The following is a 25977-nucleotide window of genomic DNA, read 5'->3' on the forward strand; positions in this document are numbered from 1 at the left end:
ATTTAATACTCCCAAATCAGTAACACTCACCCCATCATTAGCCCGGTTATCATTTCGGGAAAAATAATACGTAATTATAATGATGGGGTGAGCCATGTCCGATACTGAACATCACGGCGGAATTAGCCGTCGAACTCTCGTGAAATCCACGGCAATAGGGTCTCTGGCGCTGGCCGCCGGCGGGATCTCGCTTCCTTTCGGCTTAAAAAGCGCCGCCGCGGCGGTGAAGAACGCCGTCCAGCCTGCTGAAGATAAAGTGGTGTGGGGCGCTTGCTCGGTCAACTGCGGCAGCCGCTGCGCGCTGCGTCTGCACGTCCGTGACGACGAAGTGTACTGGGTCGAAACGGACAACACCGGCGAGGATATTTACGGTAACCATCAGGTGCGCGCCTGCCTGCGCGGGCGTTCTATTCGCCGTCGGATCAATCACCCCGATCGTCTCAACTACCCAATGAAACGCGTGGGCAAACGCGGAGAAGGCAAGTTCGAGCGCATCACATGGGATGAAGCGCTGGACGCCATCACCGCCAGCCTTAAAAACGTGGTCAGCAAATACGGCAACGAAGCGGTGTATATTAACTACTCCTCCGGGATTGTCGGCGGCAATATCACCCGTTCCTCCCCTTACGCTTCGCTGGTGGCGCGCCTGATGAACTGCTACGGCGGTTTCCTGAGCCACTACGGCACCTACAGCACGGCGCAAATCGCCTGCGCTATGCCCTACACCTACGGCAGCAACGACGGCAACAGCACCTCGGATATTGAAAACACCAGGCTGGTGGTGATGTTCGGCAATAATCCGGCAGAAACCCGCATGAGCGGCGGCGGAATTACGTATTATCTGGAGCAGGCCCGCGAGCGGTCCAACGCGCGAATGATCGTTATCGACCCGCGCTATACCGATACGGCAGCCGGACGCGAAGATGAATGGATCCCGATCCGTCCGGGTACCGATGCCGCACTGGTGGCGGGCATTGTCTGGGTATTGATCGACGAAAACCTGGTCGACCAGCCTTTTCTCGATAAATACTGCGTTGGCTACGATGAAAAAACGCTGCCGGAAGGTGCGCCCGCTAACGGCCACTACAAAGCTTACATTCTCGGCCAGGGCGATGATCGCACGGCGAAAACGCCGGAGTGGGCCTCACGCATCACCGGCATTCCGGCTGATCGTATCATCAAGCTGGCCCGGGAAATCGGCTCCGCGAAACCGGCCTATATCTGCCAGGGCTGGGGACCACAGCGCCAGGCGAACGGCGAGCTGACGTCTCGCGCCATCGCCATGCTGCCGATCCTTACCGGAAACGTCGGCATCAACGGCGGCAACAGCGGCGCGCGTGAGTCTACCTACACCATCACCATTGAACGTATGCCGATACCGGATAATCCGGTCAAAACGCAAATATCCTGCTTCAGCTGGACGGACGCCATCGCCCGCGGACCGGAGATGACCGCCCTGCGCGACGGCGTGCGTGGGAAAGATAAGCTGGACGTGCCGATTAAGTTCATCTGGAACTACGCGGGCAATACCATCATCAACCAGCACTCCGATATCAATAAAACCCACGATATCCTGCAGGATGAAAGCAAGTGCGAAATGATTGTCGTCATCGACAACTTCATGACGTCGTCTGCGAAGTACGCCGATATTATTTTGCCGGACCTGATGACCGTCGAGCAGGAAGACATTATTCCTAACGATTATGCGGGCAACATGGGCTACCTGATTTTCCTCCAGCCCGTGGCCGCGCCGAAGTTCGAGCGTAAGCCGATCTACTGGATCATGAGCGAAGTAGCGAAACGCCTCGGGCCGGATATCCATCAGAAATTCACCGAAGGACGCACGCAGGAACAGTGGCTGCAGTTTCTGTATGCCAAAATGCTCGCGAAAGATCCTCAGCTTCCATCCTATGACGAGCTGAAAAAAATGGGCATCTATAAGCGCAAAGATCCGAACGGACACTTCGTGGCCTATAAAAAATTCCGCGAGAATCCGGAAGCCAATCCGCTGAAAACGCCATCGGGCAAGATTGAAATTTACTCCAGCAAGCTGGCGGAGATTGCGGCCACCTGGGAGCTGGCAAAAGATGAGACCATCAGCCCTCTGCCCGTCTACGCGTCGACCTTTGACGGCTGGGACGCCCCCGAGCGCGCGCAGTTCCCGCTGCAGCTGTTTGGCTTCCACTTCAAAGCCCGTACCCACTCGAGCTATGGTAACGTCGACGTGCTGCAAGCGGCCTGCCGCCAGGAGGTGTGGCTTAATCCTGTCGATGCTGCAAAACGCGGCATTAAGAACGGCGATACGGTGCGCGTATTTAACGATCGCGGCGAAGTGAGAATTGAAGCGAAGGTCACGCCGCGCATCATGCCCGGCGTGAGCGCCATGGGTCAGGGAGCGTGGCACGATGCCAATATGAGTGGCGATCGTATCGATCACGGCTCCTGCATCAACACGCTGACGACCCATCGACCTTCTCCGCTGGCAAAAGGCAACCCGCAGCACACCAATCTGGTGCAGATTGAGAAGGTGTAGAGGGTGAAACGCGAGACCCTGGTTTATTCTGTGGTCAGTATTATCGGTTAACACAGTCGCGCGGGCGTCATCCGCGCGAGCAAGGAAGGTTTAATGAAAGACGTCTCACATCATGAATCGTTCGCGTTCAGCGCCCGGGTGCTGGGCGCGCTGTTTTATTTCGCTCCCGACAGCGAGCAGGCCGCGCCGCTGGTGAAAGCGCTCACCGCTGGCGAATGGGTTCAGGACTGGCCCCTGCCTTCGGAAACGCTGCGGCCGGTTGCCGATACGTTTGCCTCATCTTCCGATGAGCCGCTGGCGGACGCCTGGCAACGGCTATTTATTGGTCCGTATGCCCTGCCCGCGCCACCGTGGGGCTCCGTCTGGCTAGACCGTGAATCCGTATTGTTTGGCGACTCAACCCTCGCGCTGCGCCAGTGGATGCGTGAGAACACTATCGCATTTGAGATGCAGCAGAATGAGCCGGAAGATCATTTCGGTACGCTGCTGCTGCTGGCGGCGTGGCTGGCCGAGAATGGCCGCGAGTCGGAGTGCGCTCAGCTTCTGGCGTGGCACCTGCTGCCGTGGAGCACCCGCTTCCTGTCCGTGTTTGTCGACAGCGCCGGGCATCCGTTTTATGCCGCGCTGGGCAGACTTGCGCAGCTGACGCTCGCGGACTGGCGATCCGGGTTGCTTATTCCGGTTGCGGAAAAAACGCTGTATCGCTAAGGGATGTGGCTTGCTCGCGGTTGGCGGGCAAGCCTTTAGCTTATACCTCGCTACCTGATTCACTCGCACTCTCTTTGCTTTGAATGAACCGAAGTGCCAGATAGAGGTCTGGCGCCAGAATCATGTCATCATCATTCATTGTTGGCCGACTATCTTTAAACCAGCGCGTTAATTCCGTTTTTCTGCCCGCAAGGATTAACGTAATCTGTCGACCTTTCAGATCGCGCTTTAACTCATTTATGGTTGCCAGAACGCTGATGTCTGAATAGGTGAAGCAAGCAACGGCATCAATGACCACCCATTTAGGCTGTACTGCTGCACCATCAACCAGGTTCAATACCCGACGTTTAAAATAAGCGACGTTAAAATAGGTCAACGGTGAGTTAAATCGATACATCAGCACGCCCGGAACCATTTTAATATCGGTTGTATTACCTAATGAGTGAATCATGCCATCGTCGTCAGTGCCTAGTAAGTGCTCAGAGGGACGAAACACCGTACGCAGGAACTGTAACAGGCCAAGCAGCACCGCAAGGCCGATCCCCTGGATAACGCCGATAATTAACACACAGCCGAACGTGAAAAAGGCCAGGCGAAATGCCTGTTTATTTCTTCGCCTCAGATTCCACAACCCGCGCAGATCAATTAATGACCAGGATGCGTACATCAAAACAATACCTAATGCAGATACCGGAATAAATTGTAATGGCTGAGTGAAAAACACCACTACGATACCGATGAGTAAGGCTGCGACGATGGAAACCAGCTGACTTTTCCCACCCACTGAATCATTAACCGCGGTCCGGGAATCGGCTCCACTGATAGCAAATCCCTGAGATAACCCAGACATAATATTCGCAATACCCAGCGCTCTGAACTCTGCATCAGCATTAATTTCATAGCCATTTTTCGCGGCGAAACTCCGGGCGGTCAGCATCAGGCTGACAAAACTGACCAACGCCAGGTTCAAAGCCGGGATCACTAAATCACGCATCGGACCGGGCTGGAACGCGCCCCAGTTAACGACGGGTAGACCAGGCTGGAAGCCTTCCCCCCCAATAGTGGCAATACCATACTGTTGTGCAGATGTCGCCCATACCAGTAACGTTGTCATCACAATGGCAATCAACGGTGCTGGCCAGTGGCTGCGATACGTTTTGATCGCCATTAAAATAATTAACGTTAAAAGCGATATCCCAACGGTTAATAAATGGCTGTCTGAAAGACGTCCTGGCAAGGCCATTATTTTCTCAATAACCTGCGCTTCGTCGAGTTTTATCCCCAACACCTTGCCTAATTGCCCGACAATAATCGTCACGGCAACGCCATTAAGCAAACCCGTAAGGATGGGATGTGAAAGCAGATCGGCAAGTGCGCCCAGGCGGAATTTACTGGCAAGCAGACACCACCCGCCCATCATCAACGTCATGATAATGGTCAGCTGCCAGTGCAGTTCGGGATTACCTGCAGAAAGAGGAAACACGACGGCCGCGATCACCGCGCAGGTCGTGGCATCAGGGCCCACAATAAGCTGACGTGAAGAACCAAAGAGTGCATACGCTATCATCGGTAAAACGCAGGAATAAAGCCCCACTATTGCCCCAACGCCCGCCAGCTCAGCATAAGCAATAGCCACGGGTAGCGCGACAGCCGCAACGGATAAGCCAGCTTTAACATCATGTTTTAGCCAGCTTTTATCGTAGGCTAACAAAGTTTGTAAACCTGGCATGTAGTTTAATAATTGTTTTCCGAACACGTTGTTCTCCGGATAGGGATATTAGCCACGTCATGCTGGCACACTTCTCAGTGAGGTTCTGGCTTTCAAATGCTCCGGATTAAGGCCGCCACTGTTCAGAATCTAATAACAGTTCAACTATTTATTATTCTGACTGGTGTTAAACATAGTTCAAAAACGACCGCTTGTGACTATTCTTCGTCTGGGAACGTATCGGCTTCAGAAGAATAATGCTGACAAACGCATGCCAGCTTATGCCCGTCAGGATCGCGCAGATAGGCAACATAAAAATCGGGGCCGTACGCGGTTCGTGTCCCTGGCATGCCTTCACTCTTCCCTCCCGCAAGAAGGCCTGCTGCATGGAAACGTCTGACAAGCTCCGCGTTAGCTGCTCGGAGTGCGAACATTGTCCCGTTTCCCGCCGTTGCGGGTTGTCGGTCAAATGGAGGGCAAATACAGAAGCTAAATCCCTCATCCGGATTATTTTCATCTCCCCACATTGCCCAGTCCTCGGTCCAGGCAGTCAAGCGTGAATAGCCAAGCACTTTAAAAATAGCGTCATAAAAAGCCGCGGCGCGCTGAAGATCATTTGTACCTATAGTGATATAAGTCAGCATCTTGTCACATCCTCTTTGCCTTTTTCTGAACAGCGATTATACCTCAGAGGCTATGATTTTAGCGGCGGCAAAAAGGCTGATTTTCACTCGTGTAAGCGCGTAAGGTAAGGGTTCGCAGAACATGTTCTATAGTAATTTCAGCCCCCAATCCGTGACGTGAATATCTCGAGTTTTGGTATGTATGCTAAAATTTATCCAGCTGAAGACCGAAAACAGTCCTTATAATTTCAGTACGTTAGCCAAAGTGAGCGAATATGGATAATATTCCACATAAGCAGACAGATCGGAAAAGATGCCCAACATGGCTGTGGTGCGGAGGTTTTTATCTTTTTACGTTGCATTGCTCTGCAGATGAAATAAATCTGTATTCAATAAACACCGGCTCATACGTTTATCATCTGACGCATAATCGAGGACAATATACGGAGAACTTTGAAAATAAGTTCATATCCGTGGAGAGGAAATTCTCGGATACGTCGAAATACAGTCTTGTGCTAGGGACAATGAAAAACAGCTTTAATGACAGATGCCTGGCAGCCGGCGTAAGAAGAGACTGGGCTGGATGGGATAACGGTTGGGTTTTTAAAGGAATCTATGGCTATGTAGGCGAATTTTTCTTTGATACTTTCGATGATTGTGGTGACCATGGTTCATACCATGATTTTAAAAAAAGCAACGGGGATAGAATTTTCGCCCTATATATATCATGGGTTCCAGTATAATTTTACGTCTTATTTTGGAATGGATGTGGGTATTATCATACCTTCCGTGTTTGTCATTACGGCACAATGGAGCTTTAAATAAATCCGTCAACCACGTGTGCAGTGCTGTAACTTTCTGCAAAGGGAACCGCCCCGCCATCTCAACCGGAGCGGCTTAAATTACCGCAAATGCGTGCTCAAAACGCTAAGCCACCGCAGCCAACATCAAAAACTGTACGTCACCTTCAAACTCCCCGTGGGCGATGTTTTGCGTTGCACAATTGGGCTATCACCCGCATCCCCCGTCAGCTGCGTAACGCCCGCTGAGGCAAGGACGCTCCAGCGCGAGGTCAGCCTGTGGGTCCAGTCCAGATTCATCGAGTAGCTATAAATCCCGGCCCCTGCGTCATGTCGGGCAAAGCCCGATGCGCTCGACTGGGCGGCACTGACCCCGTAGTAGGTCTGCATATACTTGCCTGATCCCCAGTTGCCGGTCAGCGCCAGCGTCACCTCATTTTTTGGTGAGGTATAGAACGGGCTGGAAATGCCGAAATGAACCGCCTCACCGTTGTCTCTTTCTGAAACCGGTACCTCTGCCTGGAGCTGCAGGTGAAGCCAGTCGGTCACCCTGTACTCCAGCCCGGGCACAATGATTGCCGAGCCTTTTATCTCGCCCATTCCTCGCAGCTCGTCGCTGCCGGAGCTGATGGAATCGCTGCTCACGTCTTTATCTTTACGGCCAACTCGATAGCTCAGCGCGGCTCTGTAATCCAGGTTGCCAATGTTGTTGCCGTAACCGATCCCTCGCGTGGTGCCGATAAAGAAGCCGTTTGCCATGGCGTAATCCGCCACCTGAGCCGCACTGACGCGGGTTTTATCGGAACCCGAGTAGCGCGGCGCGACGTCAACGCCGCCCCCCAGCGTTAAGACGTTACCCTGACTCTGTTCTGCCGCCAGTGCAGGCATGGCCAGTAACGTCAGAACGAAGCCCGGCACGAGGTTTTTCAGGCTGCGGCCCGAAAGTAAATGAGGGAACGTTTGACGAAGTTCGATGTTTCTCATTAAAGAAGCCCTTTTGGATTCAAATGATGACGATGCATGCGGTTAACCGCCAGAACGCCCATTTTGAATACCGACCCTAAGGTTCTTATGAGCCGAACATGAAGAAACACTGAAGCGCGAGCAGGCGCTGTAAACCGGGCAGGTTTCCTGATACCGTTTTTTTCTTAAGATGTTCTTCATTCACGGTTGATACAGTTGCCAGTGTGAAAATTTTACTAATCGAAGACGACCTGGATCTCGGCAACGGCGTACGTATAGCCCTTTCCGATCAAGGGTTTGACGTCATATGGGTACGCCGCAAAGAGGATGCGCTGCATCAGCTGGACGTCTGCGTGCCGGAACTTATTTTGCTCGACCTGGGTCTGCCCGACGGTGATGGCATGAGCCTCATGACGCGCTTACGCCAGCAGCTCAAGGGGATCCCGGTCATCATCCTGACGGCGCGAGGTACGCTGCAGGATCGCCTGTGCGGGCTGGATGCAGGTGCAGACGACTATCTTGTCAAACCTTTTATTCTCGCCGAGCTGCTGGCGCGAGTCAGAGCCCTGGCGCGGCGCAGCTACGGTTTCGAGAATGAAGCGATAGAAATTCGAGGCTTATCGCTTCATGTTCCGACGCGTCGCGTGACGGTGAGCGCGCGCCACGTAGACCTGACGGCGAGTGAATATGCGCTGCTTGAAACGCTGATGCTGCGCGCGGACCGCGTGATTACGCGACGGTTTCTGGAAGAACGGATATTCGGCAACAAAGAGAACCTCAGCAATGCGCTCGACGTGCATATGGGAAATTTGCGGCGAAAAATCGGCGACGGCTATGTGCGGACGGTGCGGGGCGTCGGGTATGTCATTGATACCGTTTCAGTCCAGAAGGTAACAGGGTAATGCAAAACGTCTGGTACCACCTGAGACGCCCAACGCTGGTACGGCGAATTATTATCGCCCAGTTGCTGCTGCTTACCCTGCTGTGGTGTCTATTTTTAACCTTTATTCTGTGGGAGGACCTGCGCAGTCCTCCCATCCTTACGGGCAGTAATACCTACGAAACCCTTTTTACCCTGGTCGAGCGGATGGACGAACGCCCGCAGGATCGCACCACGGTGCTGGAAGCCTTTAGCAAGGCGCTGCGTGAGGGCTATGGCGGCGGCGAAGATCCCGCGCTGTCAATCAACTTCATCGTGCGCAAAAATAACGCGATTATTTTTTCATCGCCTGATGCACCAACGGGAGTAACCAACACCCGGTTTGGGGAAATGCAGCGTGTTCAAAGCGATGGTCGTACCTGGACCAGCCGAACCCTTAAATCCGCTCATTCCGACGTGGAGGTCACCCTTTTCACCCCGGCCGGCGGCTGGAACTTCTTTATCTATCTGAACTCGCGCGGCTACTACATCATGCCGCTGCTGGTCTGCTTCCCTTTTCTTCTGTTTCCCGCGTGGCTGTCAATCCGTATTGCGATGCGCCCCTGGAACAAGGTGGTCAATGAAATTATGCTGCGCGCGCCTGACGATCTCTCTCCCTTAAAAGCCGTTCCCAGGCACAGGGAGCTTCGCCAGATGGTGGACGCGATCAACGACTTCCTTGCCAGAGTGCGCGAAAGCGCGGAAAGGGAACGGGTTTTCATTGCGGATGCCGCGCACGAGCTGCGTACCCCCCTCGCGGCGATGCGCATCAACGTGGAAGCGCTGCAGTCCTGGGTCATTAGCGAGAGCCAGCAGGAGCTGCTGGCGGGGGTGATTCGCAGTAATAGCCGGGCAGCGCGTCTCGTCAACCAGCTGCTGCTGATGATGCATAGCGAAGCGCGGATTGATACGGACATGGAGCCCGTGCCGCTGACGACGCTCATCCAGGAGCGAATGGCCGAGCTGGAGCCGCTGGCCTCTGCGCGCAGAATTGAACTGGAATTCTTCGCCGAGGATGACATCTGGATCGCTGGCGTCAGGGAACGCCTGGTGTCGCTTATTGATAACCTCATTGAGAACGCCGTGAAGTACAATCCCGAGGGCGGGCGGATTCAGGTTGATGTCTGCATAGCAGATGGCTTCGCGCGGCTTCGCGTTTCAGATGCAGGACCCGGTATTCCGGTTGAACTGCGCGAGCGCGTGTTCGACCGCTTTTTCCGCGACCCCAATCAGGTGCAAAGCGGTAGCGGGCTGGGGCTAGCCATCGTCAAAACGGTGGCGCAGCAGCACAACAGCAGCGTAAACCTCAGTACTTCCGCTGAAGGTGGCCTGATGGTGACGGTTGACTTCCCGAACAGCACGTTTTGCTAAATCAGAACAGGGAGTTCGATCGCAAATGCCGCAGATTGCTTCAAAATAATTACCGTATTTGTTATATTGTTGTTTATTGCTTATTCACCTCTGCGGTGCCAAAAAGAACAAGATTCACCGCAACCCAGGACAGAGAAATGTTAGATTACCGCTTCCCGACAGCTTTGCAGATGGTTCTCAGCGTAGCGATGGCGGAGCAATTGGGTGAACGTTCCACGAGTGCGATTCTGGCCTACGGCCTGGAAGCGAACCCGAGCTTCATCCGCAAATTGATGGTTCCGCTGACGCGTGACGGCATTATCGTCTCAACGCTTGGCCGTAACGGCTCAATTCATCTTGGTCGCCCGCCGGAAGAGATCACCCTGCGCGACATCTACCTTTCGGTTATCGAAGATAAAAAGCTGTGGGCGTCGCGCCCTGACGTGCCGGCCCGCTGTGTGGTCAGCGCTAACGCCTGCTGGTACTTCAAATCGATATCCGAAGAAGCCGAGGAGGCTTCGTTAGCGGTACTGGCCCGCCATACCGTGGCAAGCGCCCTGGAAGCGGTCAAAAACGCCGATAGCAGCGGATGGGATCCGCTCCCGGACCTTATTGCCCAGTATCAAAAAACGTCTTAACGATCTTGTTGAGTGGCGCAGTGCTTACCCGGCCCACATTGTGATGTAAAAAAAACCGCCTTCACAATGAAGGCGGTTTTTTATTATCAGCAGCGTTCCTACGCGGGCAGAACGTCCCTTTCCTCTTTTTTCCCGCGCGTCACAAACTTACGCAGCGTCACGTAAAACACCGGCGTCAGGAACAGACCAAACAGCGTCACGCCCAGCATCCCGGAGAAGACCGTGATCCCGGTGACGCCGCGCACTTCTGCACCCGCGCCGTGGCCGAGGATCAGCGGAATGGTCCCGGCAATAAAGGCGATGGAGGTCATCACAATCGGGCGTAAACGCAGGCGGCACGCCTCCAGCGCGGCTTCCATAATGCCTTTGCCCTGAATTTCCAGCTCGCGGGCAAACTCCACGATAAGAATCGCGTTTTTACACGCCAGCCCCATTAGTACCACCAGCCCCACCTGCACGAAGACGTTGTTATCGCCGCCGGTCAGCCAGACGCCAAACAGCGCGGAGAGCATCGTCATCGGCACGATGAGGATCACCGCCAGCGGCAGCGTCCAGCTTTCATACAGCGCCGCGAGGACCAGGAACGCCAGCAGCACCGCGACCGGGAAGACGATCAGCGCCGTGTTGCCCTGCGTCGCCTGCTGGAAGCTCAGGTCCGTCCATTCAATGTTCATCCCGTTTGGCAGGATCTGCTTAGACATGGCGTCCAGCTGCGTCATCGCCTGTGCAGACGAAAGCACGCGCGGGTCGGCATCGCCAATCAGATCCGCCGCCGGGTAGCCGTTGTAGCGGATCACCGGATCTGGCCCGTAGGTGGTCGTGATTTTCACCATACTGCCAATCGGCACCATTTCGCCCTGGCTATTACGGGTGCGCAGATTCGCAATATCTTCCACGCTGTCGCGGAACTGCCCGTCGGCCTGCGCCATCACGCGCCATGTACGCCCGAACTGGTTGAAGTCGTTCACGTACGACGAGCCCAGATAGGTTTGCAGCGTACCGAAAAGATCGGTCAGCAACACGCCCTGCGCTTTCGCCTTGTCACGGTCGACCTGCACGTCCAGCTGCGGAACGTTAGCCTGGTAGGTTGAGATCGGGAAGTGCATTCCCGGCGTCTGCATAATCGCCCCGGACATGGTGTTCACCGCGTTTTGCAGCGCGCCATACCCCAGACCGCCGCGGTCCTGAATGTACAGGGAATAACCCGACCCCTGACCCAGCCCTAAAATCGGCGGCGGCAGGATGGAGAAGCCAAAGCCTTCCTGAATTTGCGCGATTTTCGCGTTAATCTCCGCGTTAATTTCCGCCGCAGTATGTTTACGCTGGTCGAACGGCTTCAGGCCGAAGAACACCGTCCCGGTATTCGGCGTATTGGTGAACTGCAGCGCGTTCAGCCCCGGGAACGCGACCGCGTAGTCCACGCCTTCGGTGTTCATCCCGATTTCGCTCATTTTGCGGATCACCGCATCGGTGCGCGCCAGCGACGAACCTTCCGGCATTTTCACGCCGCCAATCAGGTACAGCTTGTCCTGCGTCGGAATAAACCCGCCGGGTACAGCTTTAAACATGACCCCTGCGGCACAGAGCAGCAGCAGATACACCACAAATACCGCGCCGCGTCGTCCCAGCGTTTTGCCCACCAGCCCCTGATAGCCGTTCGAGCTGCGATGGAAAAAGCGGTTAAACGGACGGAAAATCCAGCCGAACAGACGATCGATAAGCCGGGTCGGGAAATCTTTCGGCGCGCCGTGCGGTTTTAACAGCAGTGCCGCCAGCGCCGGAGAGAGCGTCAGCGAGTTAATGGCGGAGATGACCGTGGAAATCGCGATCGTCACCGCAAACTGCTTGTAGAACTGCCCGGTAACGCCCGAGAGAAACGCCATCGGCACAAACACCGCGCACAGCACCAGCGCAATCGCGATGATTGGCCCGGACACTTCGCGCATCGCCTGATGCGCCGCCGCAAGCGGAGCAAGCCCCTCTTCTATGTTTCGCTCGACGTTTTCCACCACCACGATGGCGTCATCCACCACGATACCTATGGCCAGCACCAGCCCGAACAGGCTCAGGGTATTCAGCGAGAAGCCCAGCAGGTAGAGAATGCTGAAAGTACCCACCACCGACACCGGCACCGCGATCAGCGGAATGATCGACGCGCGCCAGGTTTGCAGGAACAGAATGACCACCAGCACGACCAGCACCACGGCTTCCAGCAGCGTTTGCACCACCGCACGGATCGAATCGCGCACAAAGACCGTCGGATCGTAAGGTGCCGCCCACTTCATGTCCGCCGGGAAGCGCGTCGACAGTTCGTCCATTTTCGCGCGCACCGCGTTAGACAGATCGATAGCGTTCGCCCCCGGCGACTGGAAGATACCAATCCCGACCGCGTCTTTATTGTTCAGCTGGGAACGCAGGGCATAGCTCCCGGAGCCCATTTCAATCCGCGCCACGTCGCGCAGGCGGACGACAGTACCGTCCTGCGTCGTTTTCAGGACAATATTGCCAAACTCTTCTTCGGTGTGTAGACGCCCCTGGGCGTTAATGGAGATCAGGAAGTCGCTTTCTTTCGGCAGCGGCTCGGCGCCAAGCTGACCGGCGGAGACCTGTACGTTTTGCTCCTGCATCGCCGTGACCACGTCCGAAGCGGTCAGCCCGCGGGCCGCCACTTTATTTGGATCCAGCCAGACGCGCATAGCGTATTCGCCGGAGCCGAAAATCTGGATCTGGCCGACGCCGGGCAGACGCGCCAGCTCGTCCTTCACCTTCAGGGTGGCGTAGTTGCGCATATACAGCGAATCGTACTTACCGTTTGGCGAAAACAGATGCACCACCAGCGTCAGCGTGGGCGACTGTTTTTGGGTGGTAATACCCAGACGCCGCACGTCTTCCGGCAGACGCGCTTCGGCCTGCGCGACGCGGTTTTGCACCTGAACCTGCGCCTGATCCGGGTCGGTTCCCGGCCGGAAGGTAACGGTGGTCACCAGCACGCCGTCCGAGCCCGCGACGGACTTCATGTACATCATGTTCTCAACGCCGTTAATCGCCTCTTCCAGCGGCGTCGCCACGGTCTCGGCAATCACTTTCGGGTTAGCGCCCGGGTACTCCGCGCGCACCTGCACGCTTGGCGGCACGACGTCAGGATATTCGCTCACCGGCAGCAGCGGGATGGCGATTAACCCTGTGATAAAAATCAGAATCGACAGGACCGCGGCAAAAATCGGCCTGTCGATGAAAAAGCGGGAAAAGTCCATGGATGGATTCTCAGGTCAAGGGATCAGTTGAGGGCGCTGGCTGCGGTCATGGCAACGGTTTTCGCGTTAACCGGCATACCCGGCATAAACACTTTTTGTAAACCCTCGACGATGACTTTATCGCCAGGATTCAGCCCCTGCCGCACGATGCGTAAACCGTCTGCCAGACGGCCCGGCGTGATATCACGACGCTGCGCTTTCCCCTCTTTATCGACGATATACACGTACTTACGATCCTGATCGGTCAGCACCGCTTTGTCGTCGATAAGCGTGGCTTTGAACTCCGCGCTGCCCGGCAGGCGTACGCGGGCAAAAAGTCCCGGCGTGAACTGACGCTGCGCGTTATCCAGCAGCGCGCGCATACGGATGGTACCGGTGCTCGGCGTTAGCTGGTTATCCAGGAAGTCCACTTTACCCTGATGGGGATAGCCCTCCTCGCCCGTCAGGCCAATCTCAACCGGAAGCGCCGTGTGATTGCTGGACGCCCCCTGCCCGCTGCGGGCCAGATTTTGGTAGTGAAGGTAGGTCGACTCGTCCACGTCAAAGTAGACGTAAACGGTTTTCTGCGAGACCAGCGTGGTGAGGACGCTGGCGGTGTCGCCCGCAGTCACCAGGTTCCCGCTGGTGATCAGCGCCCGGCTGGCGCGACCGTCGATAGGCGCGGTGACTTTGGTGAAGTCCAGGTTGAGCTGCGCGGCGTCCACTGCCGCCTGCGCGGCGCGAATATCGGCCTGCGCCTGAGTGGCGGCCGAACGACGCTGCTCCCACTCTTCACGGGAGACAACGTTGGTATTGACCAGCTTATCGGTACGGTTAGCCTCGCTTTGCGCCAGGCTGGCCTGCGTTTTGGCTCTCGCCAGGTTCGCCTGCGCCTGTTCCAGCGCCGCGCGATAGGTTCGGTCATCAATCGTGAACAGCACCTCGCCCTTCTTCACTTCCTGGCCGTCGGTGTAATTCACTTTATCAATGTAGCCGGAAACGCGCGGACGGAGCTGAACGCTCTCCACCGCTTCAATCCGGCCGTTAAAGCTATCCCACTGGCTAATGGATTTCACCACCACGTCAGCAGCGCTGACGGCGGGCGCAGGCGGCGCGGCATTTTGCGCGACGCTGTTATCGCATCCGACGAGCAGCACGGAGAGCAACATGACCCCCAGCGCGTTCAGATGATAGTTACCCCAGGTTTTTTGCAGGCTCATTATTTTTATTCCGGTAATTGTCGCCGCCGGGCAAGACGCAGCAGGAGGCACCGCGCCACTTCCTTTGTCCGGTGGCTGTCTCAAGGCCATTTGTGTCGTTCATCGCCACAAAACTGTAACAGTTGCGAATACACTATCGCGGCGATTGTAGGAAGGCGCTTAACTAAGTGCAAGAATAATTGTTGCACTTTATGTGCTATTTGAGCGGATGTGAAAAGACCCGTTTCGGCGAGGGTTTTAAATGCAACAATAAAACTTGCAATTAATACAAAAACGCGCCACCTTTTAATGCAACAGACAAAGATACCTTTTGACAGGCAGCGTGGGGGTAACCAGATGAACACTGGCGCATTTATGCATGATTTACTCGACTGGATCGACAACAACCTGGATAGCCGTCTGGACATTGAGTCCGTCGCCAGGCGATCCGGCTACTCAAAATGGCACCTCCAGCGCCTGTTCAAAGAGCATACGGGCTATCCCCTCGCCGGGTATATTCGCGCGCAAAAGCTGCAAAAATCGGTTGAGCGCTTAACCCGCAGCGATGAGCCTATTCTGAACGTGGCGATCGCGCTGGGCTTCGACTCCCAGCAGTCCTTCAACCGCAGCTTTAAGCGTCAGTATGGTCAGGCGCCTGGGGCATGGCGGCGGAGTATGGGTGGCCCGGAATCGCAGCAACTACGCTAGCAATGAAATTGTCACGGATGACATCTTCCCTGCTTGCGTCCCAGGCGATGCCCACCTTCCAGCTGATTGACTCCCCCGCTAGCGGAATAATCGTCAGCTCCGGCGGCGCGATATGCGTCACGCTGGTGGGCAGAATAGCCGCACCGATACCCGCAACCACCATCGCGACAATAGTTTGGATATCATCAGTCAGCTGAGTCGATGAGACGAAAAGGCCGTTGTCATGCAGGAAGCGGTCAATCTGCGCGTTTAAGCCCCGCCCTCGCTCATCATACAGCCGCAACAGAGGGCGTTTCGTCAGCCACTCTCCAACAGACATCGTCGGCGACGCGGCGGGCGCAACCAGAACCAGCCGATCGGTGAATAACGGCAGGTATTCAAGCGCCACGGGGGGAGGAACCCTGACAAAACCGACCTGTAGCTCATCGTTTTGCAATCGCTCGTACTGCTGGAAGGAAGGCAGATCCGTCAATGACATTTCTACTTCCGGGTAAGCTCGACGAAAGTCAGCGATACAGCGTGGTGCCAGATAAAAGCTTGAGAGTCCGAACCCGACGGCGATATGCCCTTCAACTCCTTTCGATACCCGCTCAGCGTGCTGCATAAATTGCCGGGTCTGCCTGACCACTTTTTCGGCCTCTGGCAGCAAACGCCTGCCGCTGGCCGTCAGTATTGCGCCGTGACGACCTCGTGAAAACAGAGACATATTCACCTGGGATTCGAGGAGATTGATCTGTTTGGTCAATGCCGGCTGCGAGATAAACAGCGCCCGCGCCGCATCGGCATAGTTTCCTTTTTCAGCCAGTATCAAAAAGGCCTTTAGCAACCGGGTGTTCATTTTTACATTCCAGATGGTTATCGAATTCGGAAATGTTTTGATTATACAGTTATCGGCAATCGTTATGTAATTCAGTCTCGATGACAACCGGAGACGCAACATGAACGAACTGACATCCTTAAAGGCGGCAACCGTACAGTTTCAGCATCAGGCCAGTAACAAAAAATACAATCTCCTGATAATGGAGAAATTTATTGAACAGGCGGCGCTTGAGCAGGTGAACATTCTCACTTTCCCTGAAATGTGCATCACCGGCTACTGGCATGTCCCCAAGCTCACCGCAGCGGAGGTGTCTGCGCTGGCCGAGCCGATTGCAGACAGCCCTTCCCTGACGCTCATTCGCTCCCTGGCGATAAAACATCAAATGCTTATTGGCGCCGGGCTTATTGAACGCGCCGACGATGGCCGCCTCTACAATGCGTATGTTGCCTGCATGCCGGACGGCTCGATGCATACGCATCGTAAACTTCATGCTTTTGAACATCCGGCCATCAGCAGCGGGGACAGCTTTACCGTTTTTGATACGCCGTGGGGCGTGAAGGTCGGTATCCTGATTTGCTGGGACAATAATCTGGTCGAAAACGTGCGCGCGACGGCGCTGCTGGGTGCCGATATTCTTCTCGCACCGCATCAAACAGGCGGTACCGATTCCCGCAGCCCTCACGGGATGAAGCCTATTCCGCTGGCGCTCTGGGAGGAGCGGGAAACGCGCAAGGAAGAAATCACCGCGGCATTTAAAGGGCCAAGCGGTCGGGAATGGCTCATGCGCTGGCTGCCTGCCCGCGCGCATGACAACGGCTTATTTCTTCTCTTCAGCAACGGTGTCGGTGCCGATGATGACGAAGTACGTACGGGTAATGCCACGATCCTCGACCCCTATGGCAGGATCGTGAACGAAACCTGGGCGGCTGAAGATGCGATGGTGAGCGCTGAACTCGATTTAAGCCTGCTTGCTATGAGCACCGGACGCCGCTGGATCCACGGTCGCCGTCCTGATTTATACCAGATACTGACGAAGCCGCAGGGCTATGAACGTGATGCGATCAGCGCACGCTTTTCGAATGTGCCCCCTGCCCGCTAGAAATGTGAGCAATTTTTAGCTGCAAGATAAACCAGGAACTGTTATACTGTATATAATTACAGTACGGGGTGCGCATAATGGCTGTTGAAACAAAATTTGTTGTCGTAAGAAAAGGTGAAGAGAAAATGACATTTGCCAGTAAGAAAGAGGCTGACGCTCACGACAAGCTGCTCGATATGGCAGACGCGTTCACCGACTGGCTGTTGCAAAGCGGAATGCAGATGGATGAAACGCACGCTGAAAATCTTGGCCTGTATCTCGCCGAGCAGAAAGAGACCGTGCAGCATATTCTGCGTACCAGCAAGCTTCCCGATCTCAACGCTCCAGCTGCAACGAATAAAACAGAATCCGACGTGGCTGACACGAAAAAAATCAGGGCTGTGAAAGCGGCCTGATTGTCAGAAAAGCATCACAATCCGAAAGCCGTAAGCAGATAACCGCTTACGGCTTTTGTAGCTGTCAGCAGGGATCCACAGCTGATTGATATTAACGATTTTATTGACCCGTAACGGTTGTTTGAGTATTCGTTCGTCCCGCATGCCGGACTCGAATGCTGCGCTGTAGGTTATAAACCACGCCATTTAATTAGCAGTTCCTGTATGTGTTCTTCCAGCCTGTGACAATCTGTAAGTACAGCATGTAGGATTGGTGCCGCGGTCAGGGTGCCAGCTTTAAACATCTCACTTTTCCGGGTACATAATAATAGATGCCATAATGCTCTCCATTCTTTTTGCTGATACATCAGGCTGGTTCATTCATGAACGCGGTTTTACGATAATAGCGGATAATTAAAAACGTTAACTCTGATGTAACAACCAGCACAAAATCCTTTTAAGGACATACAAAAAAAGACTTTTCTTAACTTCACCAGTATCATATTTTAATATCCGCAAGACACTCCGGATATTAATTTCACGTAGTTTATTTCAATTATTTATTGTGAGCTCGGGATTGAAAGTCATATTTCGCAGATTAACTGGCTGCGATGAAATTGCCCTTAGCTATAATAGCTGTGAAATTGTTAATATTAACGGCGTCCGTTTTTTATATGAAGCGGCTAAAAAAGAATTATCATTAAGCGTGCGCAACCCGGAGGCTAAAGAGAACCTAATGCACCTTATTATTCCAGGCACACTTTCCCAGTATAAAGAGTCGATGCACAGGCTTCGCGTCAAGGCGATCCCATCTGCGCCTCGGGAAAATAATACTCAACAGATTGCCGTCTCCACCAGTATCAAACTTATCAATCGTTCTGTCGCGCTTAAGGAAGCCGACTCAGAAAAACAGAGTGATAAGCTCAACTGGCATGTTACTGGCGAGCGGCTTGAAGGATCTTCTGATGAGGCCTACAGCGACGGAGAAACGGGGGCTATCGATACCGCCTCAGCCGTTGGAAGGCCGACGTTTCAGATGCATACACGCGCTTTGAGTATGGCCGATGGCGCCACACCCCCGTAAAATCGGCCCTGTTATTACCATGTCATTGGCATACCACTAAGGTCAGGCTCCGTACGTAAAACCGCTATCGGAAGGCGGTTTCATATTTGTTTCTTCCTCCCCAGGATGTCCAGATGAAGCGAGCCCTCCCAACCCAATATTCTGATCAGAGCCTTATAAACCTCCAGAACGATTGTTCCGATACGTTCTGATTCGGAATTTTTATCATCTTTTTCAAAAAGTCTTCTATCATACATTAAGAATTATTATTTTTTGGTAACCAAAAGCATGAAACCTGAAACACATTTTAATGCACTGATCAAGGCAGTCTCTGACAGCAAGCGGATCCAGAGTGCTAAGCCACGTCAGCCCATTATGCTGGAGAAGCACACTGAACCAGTAACGTTTATCCTGCATGAGGGAGTCGTTGCGATATACAGAAGCAGCGATCGGCTTTTAATCAAATATAGCAGAGCCCCGATGATTACTGGTATGAACGAATTAATTGACATCAACGACGGTTTTTTTATAAAAGCCTACAAAAGCGTTAGCTATGAGATCCTACCTACAAAAGAGATGCTTGACATCATCAGTACCCAGGGTTTATGGAAAGATGCCTCATACTGTTATATGTATGGCATCCGTCAAATGCTCCTCGCCCACTATTCATCCGTCGGGCTCTCAACCTATGAGCTGATACGACTGAATTTGATTTCCCTGATGAATGAAGATGAAGCGCTCAGCGATTATGTCAACGTCAGTGATTATATTCTGGAAAAAACCCGACTTTCACGCAGTCGTGTTATGAAAATACTGAGCGATTTACGTATCGGTGGTTATATAGAGATCAATCGAGGTATCCTTAAAAAAATTAATAAATTGCCTGAAAAATATTAAACGCATTAACTGGTCATTAACGTAGGGTCGCTATATCAGACAGCGAATACCAGGCGATAAATGACCTGACGGAAGAACAGCTGCCGCATCAATGCGGCGGTTGGAGCTTGTGTGTCGCTTTGCGCAGTTCCAGATCATTTTTTACTCCCAGCTTTAACATAATCTTTCGTTTGTGGGTACTGATCGTTTTCTGACTTCGAAACATTTCGCGTGATAATTCAATTCCGGTTTTACCGCTTTTCAGATTAGAGAAACAGGCTGAAATGTAGGAGTTGTTTTGTGTCCAATAAAGGATGTCAATTGCAGAAAGTTATTTTCCAGGGATTTCCTGCGCTTAATTTACGGTTTACGAGGCGTATTCCAAAAAGACAACGCCGCCCTAAATTTTCAGCGTATCAATCACCGCTCTAAGCGCAGGCGACACGTTACGGTGCGGATAATAGACATACAGTCCGTCCATGCGCAGGCTAAAGCGCTGCAAAACCCGGATAAGCGTTCCGCGTTCCAGATCGTCAGCCACCAGCTCCACTGGAACATAGGCCAGCCCAAGCCCCAGCCTGGCGGCTTCGGCTTCCATATAGCTGTCAGACAGCGCCCATTGCCCCTCTGGCCTATGGGTGATTTTTTTCCCGTCCTGCACCAGCTCCCACTGATAGTCACTACCGTCGGCAAACTGGTAGGCAATGCAGGGGTGCGTCACTAAATCCGCAGGTGTCTGCGGAAAACCGAAGCGTCTGAAGTGTTCCGGAGCAGCCACTGCGGCCATTTCCATATCAGGCGTGATACGCACTGCAATCATTCCTTGCCCCACTTCCGGCCCGAGTCTGACACCCGCATCGAACCGCTCGGCGATAATGTCGACGAAGCGGCTTTCATTCATCAGTTCCAGCCTGATGTCCGGGTAACGTTGTTTAAAAATGGCGAGCTTTGGCAGCAGACATTTGTCGATAGCGTGCTGGCTGGCATTAATACGTACCGTGCCGGACGGCGTCTGACGATAGTGTGCCAGGGTCGCCAGGCCCGTATCGAGCGTATCGAACGCGGACTCGGCTGTCTGATAAAGCTGTTCCCCCGCGTGGGTGAGCGACAGCTTACGCGTGGTGCGGACCAAAAGCTGAACGCCCAACCGCTCTTCCAGCTCGCGAACCGAGCGGCTGATCCCGGATTGCGCCAGCCCAAGCCGCTGCGCAGCCGCCGTGAAGCTCCCCTCCCGTACCACCTGCATGAACAGGTAAAGCTCATTATAGTTTTCCCGTTTCGCCATCATGCTCACCAATTTATAACAATATGATATGAATCCTAGCAGCTTTTGGCCTCTAATCAGCACTATTTCTGCTAACTATAATGACCGCAACACAACAACCCAGGGTCCATATTGATGAAAACATTCGCCCAAAAACTGTCTGTTGCGATGCTGCTATGCGCATCATTAAGTGGAGTGACAACAATGAGTTATGCAGAAACCACCAACCCAAACGCCCCTGTTTCGATGGTGACCACATGGGATAAAACCTTCGCCGAAAGTGACAAAGTCGATCACCGTAAGGTGTCCTTCCAGAACCGTTACGGGATCACCCTGGTGGGCGATCTGTATCTTCCCAAAAACCGCGGTGACCGCAAGCTGGCGGCGATTGCGGTCAGCGGGCCGTTTGGCGCGGTCAAAGAGCAGTCCAGCGGTCTGTATGCGCAGACCCTGGCGGAGAATGGGTTTGTGACCCTGGCGTTCGATCCGTCCTATACGGGCGAAAGCGGCGGCCAGCCGCGCAACGTTGCGTCTCCGGATATCAACACCGAAGACTTTAGCGCGGCGGTGGATTTCCTGGGGTTGCAGAAAGAGGTTGATCGTAACCGCATCGGTATTCTCGGCATCTGCGGCTGGGGCGGTATGGCGCTGAATGCGGCCTCCATGGACACCCGCGTGAAAGCGGTCGCCACCAGCGTGATGTACGACATGAGCCGGGCGATGGGCCACGGCGTGGGCGACGGGAAAGATCGCTATTCAACGTCTGACCGCCGCGCCGTTCTGCAGTATCTGAACGAACAGCGCTGGAAAGATGCCGAGAACGGGACCTTCGCGCACGGCGGCCATGACATTTATGTCGATGAGAACGGCAAGGTGACGGCGGCTGAACGTATTCTGCCAGAGACGCTGCCAGCAGACCCGCATCCGGTATTGAAGGAGTTTTATGACTACTACCGCATGCCGCGCGGCTTCCACGCGCGTTCCGTCAACTCCACCGGCGCGTGGACCGCGACCACGCCATTATCCTTTATGAATATGCCGCTGCTGAGCTACGCCGGGGAAATTACTATCCCGACGCTTATCGTAACCGGCGAAAAAGCACACTCCCGCTACTTTGCAGAAGATGCGTTTAAAGCGGTCGGCAGCAAACAGAAGCAACTGGTGATTGTCCCTGGCGCAAACCATGTCGATCTCTACGACAACGTTGCCGGGAAAATCCCGTTCGGCCAGTTTGAACAGTTCTTCAAAACCAGCCTGAAATAAACCTCTTCGCCGCCCGTCTTGAGCGGGCGGCGCTTTGTGAAAGATGACTATGTCCACTCTGAATCCTGCCTCCTCACAGAATGAGGAACGCGCGCACTGGGGCGGTATTTTTGCCATGACCCTGTGCGTATTTGTCCTGATTGCCTCGGAATTTATGCCCGTCAGCCTGCTCACGCCCCTTGCCAGAGATTTGGGCGTTACGGAGGGGCTCGCTGGCCAGGGGATCGCGATTTCCGGCGCGCTGGCGGTTCTGACAAGCCTTTTCCTTTCCCGGCTTGCCGGGAATATGAACCGCAAACACCTTCTGCTGGGCATGACGCTCCTGATGGCGCTCTCGGGGATGATTATCGCTTTCGCCCAAAACTATCTGGTTTACATGACCGGCCGCGCGCTGATCGGTATCGCGATAGGCGGGTTCTGGTCCATGTCTGCCGCAACGGCCATTCGCCTCGTTCCGCAGCATCAGGTCTCTCGCGCGCTGGCGATATTCAACGGGGGGAACGCGCTGGCGACGGTAGTCGCCGCCCCGCTCGGGAGCTATCTCGGCGCCACCATTGGCTGGCGCGGCGCCTTCCTGTGCCTGGTTCCCGTGGCGATAGTGGCGTTCCTCTGGCAACGCTTTAGCCTGCCCGATATGAACGGCAATAAAAATACGGCGTCACGCGCATCCGTCTTTCGGCTATTCCGCCAGCCGGTGGTTTCCATTGGTCTGCTGGCCTGCGGCCTGTTCTTTATGGGACAGTTTGCGCTGTTTACCTATGTGCGTCCGTTTCTCGAAACCGTCACGCAGGTCACCCCCTCCGGCTTATCGCTGATTTTACTCACCATCGGCGTCGCGGGATTTGTTGGCACGCTGCTTGTTGCTCTGGTCCTGAACGCCGCGTTTTACCTGACGTTAATCGCCATTCCCCTGCTGATGGCCGTCATAGCAGGCGTGTTGATACTGACCGACCACAGCGTGTGGCTCGTTTCCCTGCTGTTAGGCTTCTGGGGGATGCTGGCGACGGCGGCACCAACGGGATGGTGGACATGGATTGCGCGAACGCTGCCGGAAGATGCTGAAGCCGGCGGCGGATTAATGGTCGCCGTAATCCAGCTTTCTATTGCGCTGGGTTCAATGGCCGGTGGCCTGGTATTCGACCATAGCGGCTGGCAGAGCATGTTTGCATTGAGCGGCATGTTGCTCCTGGGCGCGGTTGTATTGACGCTTCTGCTTTCGCGTCTTCACAAATCACTCGCCGGATGATTTGTTGACGCTTTTCTTCACCGCTGGTGTATTGTTTTTAAACGATTCACCACTCTGAAGAGAAGCGGCGACATGATTAACATCCTCGGCAAAACCACCTCCATCAACGTGCGGAAAGTGCTCTGGACCTGCGAAGAAGCGGGCCTTGCGTATCAACAGGAAGATTACGGCAGCGGTTTTGCGTCAACGGAAACGGATGCCTTCCGCGCGCTGAACCCCAACGCCATGGTGCCGGTGCTGATGGATGACGATTTCGTGCTGTGGGAGTCCAACGCCATCTGCCGTTACCTGGCGCGCAAGGCCGGGCGTCACGATCTGCTGCCCGCAGAACCCCAGGCTTGCGCCAACGTTGAGCGCTGGATGGACTGGCAGGCAACCGAATTTAACAACGCCTGGCGCTATGTCTTCCCGGCGCTGGGGCGTAAAAACCCGGACTTTAACGACCCTGAACGGATTGCGGCGGGAATAAAAGAGTGGAACCACTGCATCGCCATTCTGGAAAACCAGCTGCAGCAGACCGGCGCCTTTGCGGCGGGCGAGACGTTTACCCTTGCGGACGTGGTGCTTGGGCTGTCGGTGAATCGCTGGAAGATGACGCCGTTTAATAAGCCCGACGTGCCGGCGATTGAGGCCTGGTTTGAACGTCTTAACCAGCGCCCGGCGTTTTTGCGTCACGGCAATAACGGCATGATGTAAAGTTTTCGCGCCCCCATGTTGAGCAAGGATATTTTATTTAATTACTTAACCCTGAAATTCGCCAGAGGGAATAATAATTAAGCCATATCCTGGACAGCCCGTTGCACCGCTTTGCTAGCCTGACTATTCAGGCAAAGCTCAACCTGGAGGTATTCTTGCTGATTAGACTCAAGAAAGAACGAACGCATAAGGAGGATCGCCGGCTTGCTCTCTGGCTGGCGACCTCGGCAGGTTTGCTGAATGCCATTGCCCTCGGGGCATTTGGTTTTTTCCCCTCACACATGACCGGCAACACCTCACAGTTATCCAGCGAAGTCTCCTCCACCGATCTCAGCGATATCATTTTCTTCGGCTCGATTATTCTCTCCTTTGTCGCAGGCGCCATTATTGCGCGCACGATCGTGATATGGGGCATTATCCATAACGTCAGGCTGATTTTTTGCCAGATCCTGTTTGTCGAGGGGATATTGCTGACCGGCGTCTCCTTCTATGAGATGTATTTTCACGCCCTCACCAGCAACCGCGTGATTATTCTTTTTCTGTGCGGACTAATGGGCATTCATAACTCCACCTCCACGCAGCTTTCCGGCGGACGGGTGAGATCGACGCACATTACCGGCACGCTGACGGACGCGGGGATATCCCTCGCCTCCGTACTGGTGGCGATGCTGCGCAGGGATTACTCCAAAGATACGGCGGCGCAAAAAAGCCAGCTGAAAACCCACTTAACCACCCTTTTCTCGTTTATTACGGGCGGTATCGCGGGGCTGCTGCTGTTCAGATGGATCGGTTTTAACGCCATGCTGGCGCTCGGGTTGATGCTCGCCGTGGTCGCTATCGTTTCAATTATCACCGTCTCGGCGCGGGTTCGACGGGTTCGATCCTCTCTGTGAAGATAATGACGCCAGTTCGGCGCCAGGACTTTTTAAATGTGACACTGTCACATTTAAAAAGTCTCTTTAGGACTATTCTGCCTGACCCTCAATCAGCCCTTACGCCATAAGGCTTAACCTGAGGTTGTCACTGTTTTCATAGGGTTACTGATTTTACCCCTTCGCTGGAACCCTTCCCAAACGCTTGCTATAGGTGAAATACCCCTGCCGAAACATGGCATAACAACAGGCAACCGGTGGTTGCAATAACGCATGCGCACAGGGAGACACACCGCAATGCACCTATTACTCAAACGTTCGCTGCTGTTTGTCGGCGCCATTATCGTGGTCCTCGCCCTCCTCGTCTGGGGTATCGGGATGGAGACGATTAAGTCGCGCCAGGTTGACCTGGTTTATCTCGGGCAACAGCACATGATTCTGGTTTTCTCATCGATGTTTTTTGCCCTGCTGGTGGGTATTCCAGCCGGTATTCTGCTGAGCCGCCCGGCCGCGCGGGGTGTCGCCGAATATGTGATGCAAATCTTTAACGTCGGCAACACGCTGCCGCCGCTGGCCGTTCTGGCGCTGGCGATGGTGGTGATTGGCATTGGCGATACGCCCGCCATCATCGCTCTGTTCCTCGCCTCGCTGCTGCCGATCGTGCGTAACACCTACGCCGGGCTGTGCTCGGTCCCGCCGTCGCTGCTGGAAGCGGCAAACGGCATCGGGATGACCAAATGGCAGCGTCTGCGTCAGGTTGAGCTGCCAGCCGCCTGGCCGGTCATGCTCTCGGGGATCCGCATCGCCACCGCCATTAACGTTGGTACCGCGCCGCTGGCGTTCCTGATTGGCGCCAGCAGCTACGGCGAGCTGATATTCCCCGGTATTTACCTGAACGATTTCCCGACCCTGATCCTCGGCGCGGCGGCCACCGCCCTGTTTGCCCTGATCCTCGATACCCTGCTGGCGGCGCTGGGTCGCGCGATGAGTCCCCATCTCGCTCGATAACAATAACAAGGAGC

General features: G+C 54.4%; 23 protein-coding genes and 1 pseudogene. 16 read left to right on the forward strand and 8 right to left on the reverse strand.

What is annotated here, in order from left to right; all coding sequences use genetic code 11:
- The first annotated feature begins 94 nt into the window (after positions 1–94).
- Together ynfE and dmsD are read left to right on the forward strand one after the other, a co-directional pair.
- A complete protein-coding gene (gene ynfE, locus UTM25_RS07765) occupies positions 95–2533 on the forward strand; it encodes a selenate/tellurate reductase subunit YnfE (RefSeq protein ID WP_320714578.1) in 2439 nt (812 codons plus the stop codon).
- A gap of 93 nt (positions 2534–2626) precedes the next feature.
- Positions 2627–3241 (forward strand): Tat proofreading chaperone DmsD, encoded by a 615-nt coding sequence (dmsD, locus tag UTM25_RS07770; protein WP_194399106.1) that lies wholly within the window; start codon positions 2627–2629, stop codon positions 3239–3241.
- 40 nt (positions 3242–3281) lie between these two features.
- Here dmsD and UTM25_RS07775 read toward each other — a convergent pair whose 3' ends face one another.
- Both UTM25_RS07775 and UTM25_RS07780 read right to left on the reverse strand, forming a co-directional pair.
- Complete coding sequence (locus UTM25_RS07775) at positions 3282–4997, reverse strand: SulP family inorganic anion transporter (RefSeq protein ID WP_194399105.1); 1716 nt, start codon at positions 4995–4997, stop codon at positions 3282–3284.
- Between the two features lie 170 nt (positions 4998–5167).
- Positions 5168–5593, reverse strand: a complete 426-nt coding sequence (locus UTM25_RS07780) for a VOC family protein (protein WP_194399104.1) — start codon at positions 5591–5593, stop codon at positions 5168–5170.
- A gap of 254 nt (positions 5594–5847) precedes the next feature.
- Here UTM25_RS07780 and UTM25_RS07785 point away from each other — a divergent pair.
- Positions 5848–6397 (forward strand): annotated as a pseudogene (locus UTM25_RS07785) (hypothetical protein).
- A gap of 122 nt (positions 6398–6519) precedes the next feature.
- Here the strand turns inward: UTM25_RS07785 and UTM25_RS07790 are convergent.
- Positions 6520–7356 carry a MipA/OmpV family protein gene (locus tag UTM25_RS07790; protein ID WP_194399103.1) on the reverse strand — a complete coding sequence of 279 codons (837 nt, stop codon included), beginning with the start codon at positions 7354–7356 and terminating at the stop codon, positions 6520–6522.
- A 203-nt stretch (positions 7357–7559) separates the two neighbouring features.
- On the opposite strand from UTM25_RS07790, the gene UTM25_RS07795 reads away from it, so the two are divergent.
- From UTM25_RS07795 to UTM25_RS07805, 3 genes are all read left to right on the forward strand, one after another.
- On the forward strand, positions 7560–8237 hold the full coding sequence (locus UTM25_RS07795) for a response regulator transcription factor (protein ID WP_033145395.1): 678 nt from the start codon (positions 7560–7562) through the stop codon (positions 8235–8237).
- Positions 8237–9625, forward strand: coding sequence for a sensor histidine kinase (locus tag UTM25_RS07800; RefSeq protein ID WP_194399102.1), 1389 nt, complete (start codon positions 8237–8239; stop codon positions 9623–9625). Before UTM25_RS07795 ends, UTM25_RS07800 begins: the two co-directional genes overlap by 1 nt.
- A gap of 137 nt (positions 9626–9762) precedes the next feature.
- A complete protein-coding gene (locus tag UTM25_RS07805; RefSeq protein ID WP_029739386.1) occupies positions 9763–10242 on the forward strand; it encodes an RrF2 family transcriptional regulator in 480 nt (159 codons plus the stop codon).
- 98 nt (positions 10243–10340) lie between these two features.
- Here UTM25_RS07805 and oqxB read toward each other — a convergent pair whose 3' ends face one another.
- Together oqxB and UTM25_RS07815 are read right to left on the reverse strand one after the other, a co-directional pair.
- A complete protein-coding gene (gene oqxB, locus UTM25_RS07810) occupies positions 10341–13496 on the reverse strand; it encodes a multidrug efflux RND transporter permease subunit OqxB (protein WP_032657520.1) in 3156 nt (1051 codons plus the stop codon).
- Positions 13497–13519: 23 nt separating this feature from the next.
- The gene (locus tag UTM25_RS07815) at positions 13520–14695 is read right to left on the reverse strand and encodes an efflux RND transporter periplasmic adaptor subunit (protein WP_032657523.1); all 1176 of its coding nucleotides are present in this window, start codon (positions 14693–14695) and stop codon (positions 13520–13522) included.
- Between the two features lie 336 nt (positions 14696–15031).
- Here UTM25_RS07815 and UTM25_RS07820 point away from each other — a divergent pair, with 336 nt between their 5' ends.
- Positions 15032–15382: a helix-turn-helix domain-containing protein gene (locus UTM25_RS07820; RefSeq protein ID WP_194399101.1), complete on the forward strand. Its 351-nt coding sequence runs from the start codon at positions 15032–15034 to the stop codon at positions 15380–15382.
- Here the strand turns inward: UTM25_RS07820 and UTM25_RS07825 are convergent.
- A complete protein-coding gene (locus tag UTM25_RS07825; RefSeq protein ID WP_194399100.1) occupies positions 15306–16220 on the reverse strand; it encodes a LysR family transcriptional regulator in 915 nt (304 codons plus the stop codon). The genes UTM25_RS07820 and UTM25_RS07825 overlap by 77 nt on opposite strands.
- A 100-nt stretch (positions 16221–16320) precedes the next feature.
- Here UTM25_RS07825 and UTM25_RS07830 point away from each other — a divergent pair, with 100 nt between their 5' ends.
- From UTM25_RS07830 to UTM25_RS07845, 4 genes are all read left to right on the forward strand, one after another.
- Positions 16321–17301, forward strand: coding sequence for a nitrilase family protein (locus tag UTM25_RS07830; protein WP_194399099.1), 981 nt, complete (start codon positions 16321–16323; stop codon positions 17299–17301).
- Between the two features lie 77 nt (positions 17302–17378).
- On the forward strand, positions 17379–17696 hold the full coding sequence (locus UTM25_RS07835; protein WP_194399098.1) for a YebG family protein: 318 nt from the start codon (positions 17379–17381) through the stop codon (positions 17694–17696).
- A gap of 556 nt (positions 17697–18252) precedes the next feature.
- Complete coding sequence (locus UTM25_RS07840) at positions 18253–18759, forward strand: fimbria/pilus periplasmic chaperone (protein ID WP_194399097.1); 507 nt, start codon at positions 18253–18255, stop codon at positions 18757–18759.
- Positions 18760–19026: 267 nt separating this feature from the next.
- Positions 19027–19635 carry a helix-turn-helix domain-containing protein gene (locus UTM25_RS07845; RefSeq protein WP_194399096.1) on the forward strand — a complete coding sequence of 203 codons (609 nt, stop codon included), beginning with the start codon at positions 19027–19029 and terminating at the stop codon, positions 19633–19635.
- Positions 19636–19723: 88 nt separating this feature from the next.
- Here the strand turns inward: UTM25_RS07845 and UTM25_RS22620 are convergent, their stop codons facing one another.
- Together UTM25_RS22620 and UTM25_RS07850 are read right to left on the reverse strand one after the other, a co-directional pair.
- On the reverse strand, positions 19724–19936 hold the full coding sequence (locus UTM25_RS22620) for a LuxR C-terminal-related transcriptional regulator (RefSeq protein WP_194399607.1): 213 nt from the start codon (positions 19934–19936) through the stop codon (positions 19724–19726).
- A 78-nt stretch (positions 19937–20014) separates the two neighbouring features.
- Positions 20015–20899 (reverse strand): LysR family transcriptional regulator, encoded by an 885-nt coding sequence (locus tag UTM25_RS07850; RefSeq protein ID WP_194399606.1) that lies wholly within the window; start codon positions 20897–20899, stop codon positions 20015–20017.
- Positions 20900–21013: 114 nt separating this feature from the next.
- Between UTM25_RS07850 and UTM25_RS07855 the strand changes: the two genes are divergently transcribed.
- The 5 genes from UTM25_RS07855 to osmY all read left to right on the forward strand — a co-directional run bounded on the left by UTM25_RS07855 (position 21014) and on the right by osmY (position 25963).
- Entirely contained in the window at positions 21014–22141 is a 1128-nt protein-coding gene (locus UTM25_RS07855; RefSeq protein ID WP_194399095.1) for an alpha/beta hydrolase, read from the forward strand.
- A 49-nt stretch (positions 22142–22190) separates the two neighbouring features.
- Complete coding sequence (locus UTM25_RS07860) at positions 22191–23387, forward strand: MFS transporter (RefSeq protein WP_194399094.1); 1197 nt, start codon at positions 22191–22193, stop codon at positions 23385–23387.
- A gap of 72 nt (positions 23388–23459) precedes the next feature.
- Positions 23460–24083: a glutathione S-transferase family protein gene (locus UTM25_RS07865; protein WP_194399093.1), complete on the forward strand. Its 624-nt coding sequence runs from the start codon at positions 23460–23462 to the stop codon at positions 24081–24083.
- 155 nt (positions 24084–24238) lie between these two features.
- A complete protein-coding gene (locus UTM25_RS07870; RefSeq protein ID WP_194399092.1) occupies positions 24239–24976 on the forward strand; it encodes a YoaK family protein in 738 nt (245 codons plus the stop codon).
- A gap of 276 nt (positions 24977–25252) precedes the next feature.
- Positions 25253–25963 carry an osmoprotectant ABC transporter permease OsmY gene (gene osmY, locus UTM25_RS07875; RefSeq protein WP_194399091.1) on the forward strand — a complete coding sequence of 237 codons (711 nt, stop codon included), beginning with the start codon at positions 25253–25255 and terminating at the stop codon, positions 25961–25963.
- The last annotated feature ends 14 nt before the right edge of the window (positions 25964–25977 follow it).

Origin of the sequence: Enterobacter sp. 61D5 (assembly GCF_034107965.1) — a bacterium.
In the GTDB taxonomy this organism is placed as follows: Bacteria; Pseudomonadota; Gammaproteobacteria; order Enterobacterales; family Enterobacteriaceae; genus Enterobacter; species Enterobacter cloacae_M.

Bases quoted from the DNA above. Each gene is read 5' to 3' on its own strand.
- UTM25_RS07780 (WP_194399104.1), bottom strand. From the start codon at position 5,593: ATGCTGACTTATATCACTATAGGTACAAATGATCTTCAGCGCGCCGCG.
- UTM25_RS07865 (WP_194399093.1), top strand. From the start codon at position 23,460: ATGATTAACATCCTCGGCAAAACCACCTCCATCAACGTGCGGAAAGTG.
- UTM25_RS07800 (WP_194399102.1), top strand. From the start codon at position 8,237: ATGCAAAACGTCTGGTACCACCTGAGACGCCCAACGCTGGTACGGCGA.
- dmsD (WP_194399106.1), top strand. From the start codon at position 2,627: ATGAAAGACGTCTCACATCATGAATCGTTCGCGTTCAGCGCCCGGGTG.
- UTM25_RS07850 (WP_194399606.1), bottom strand. From the start codon at position 20,899: ATGGCGAAACGGGAAAACTATAATGAGCTTTACCTGTTCATGCAGGTG.
- UTM25_RS07820 (WP_194399101.1), top strand. From the start codon at position 15,032: ATGAACACTGGCGCATTTATGCATGATTTACTCGACTGGATCGACAAC.
- UTM25_RS07830 (WP_194399099.1), top strand. From the start codon at position 16,321: ATGAACGAACTGACATCCTTAAAGGCGGCAACCGTACAGTTTCAGCAT.
- UTM25_RS07825 (WP_194399100.1), bottom strand. From the start codon at position 16,220: ATGAACACCCGGTTGCTAAAGGCCTTTTTGATACTGGCTGAAAAAGGA.
- UTM25_RS07805 (WP_029739386.1), top strand. From the start codon at position 9,763: ATGTTAGATTACCGCTTCCCGACAGCTTTGCAGATGGTTCTCAGCGTA.
- UTM25_RS07815 (WP_032657523.1), bottom strand. From the start codon at position 14,695: ATGAGCCTGCAAAAAACCTGGGGTAACTATCATCTGAACGCGCTGGGG.
- UTM25_RS07855 (WP_194399095.1), top strand. From the start codon at position 21,014: ATGAAAACATTCGCCCAAAAACTGTCTGTTGCGATGCTGCTATGCGCA.
- UTM25_RS07860 (WP_194399094.1), top strand. From the start codon at position 22,191: ATGTCCACTCTGAATCCTGCCTCCTCACAGAATGAGGAACGCGCGCAC.
- UTM25_RS07845 (WP_194399096.1), top strand. From the start codon at position 19,027: ATGAAACCTGAAACACATTTTAATGCACTGATCAAGGCAGTCTCTGAC.
- osmY (WP_194399091.1), top strand. From the start codon at position 25,253: ATGCACCTATTACTCAAACGTTCGCTGCTGTTTGTCGGCGCCATTATC.
- UTM25_RS07790 (WP_194399103.1), bottom strand. From the start codon at position 7,356: ATGAGAAACATCGAACTTCGTCAAACGTTCCCTCATTTACTTTCGGGC.
- UTM25_RS07835 (WP_194399098.1), top strand. From the start codon at position 17,379: ATGGCTGTTGAAACAAAATTTGTTGTCGTAAGAAAAGGTGAAGAGAAA.
- oqxB (WP_032657520.1), bottom strand. From the start codon at position 13,496: ATGGACTTTTCCCGCTTTTTCATCGACAGGCCGATTTTTGCCGCGGTC.
- ynfE (WP_320714578.1), top strand. From the start codon at position 95: ATGTCCGATACTGAACATCACGGCGGAATTAGCCGTCGAACTCTCGTG.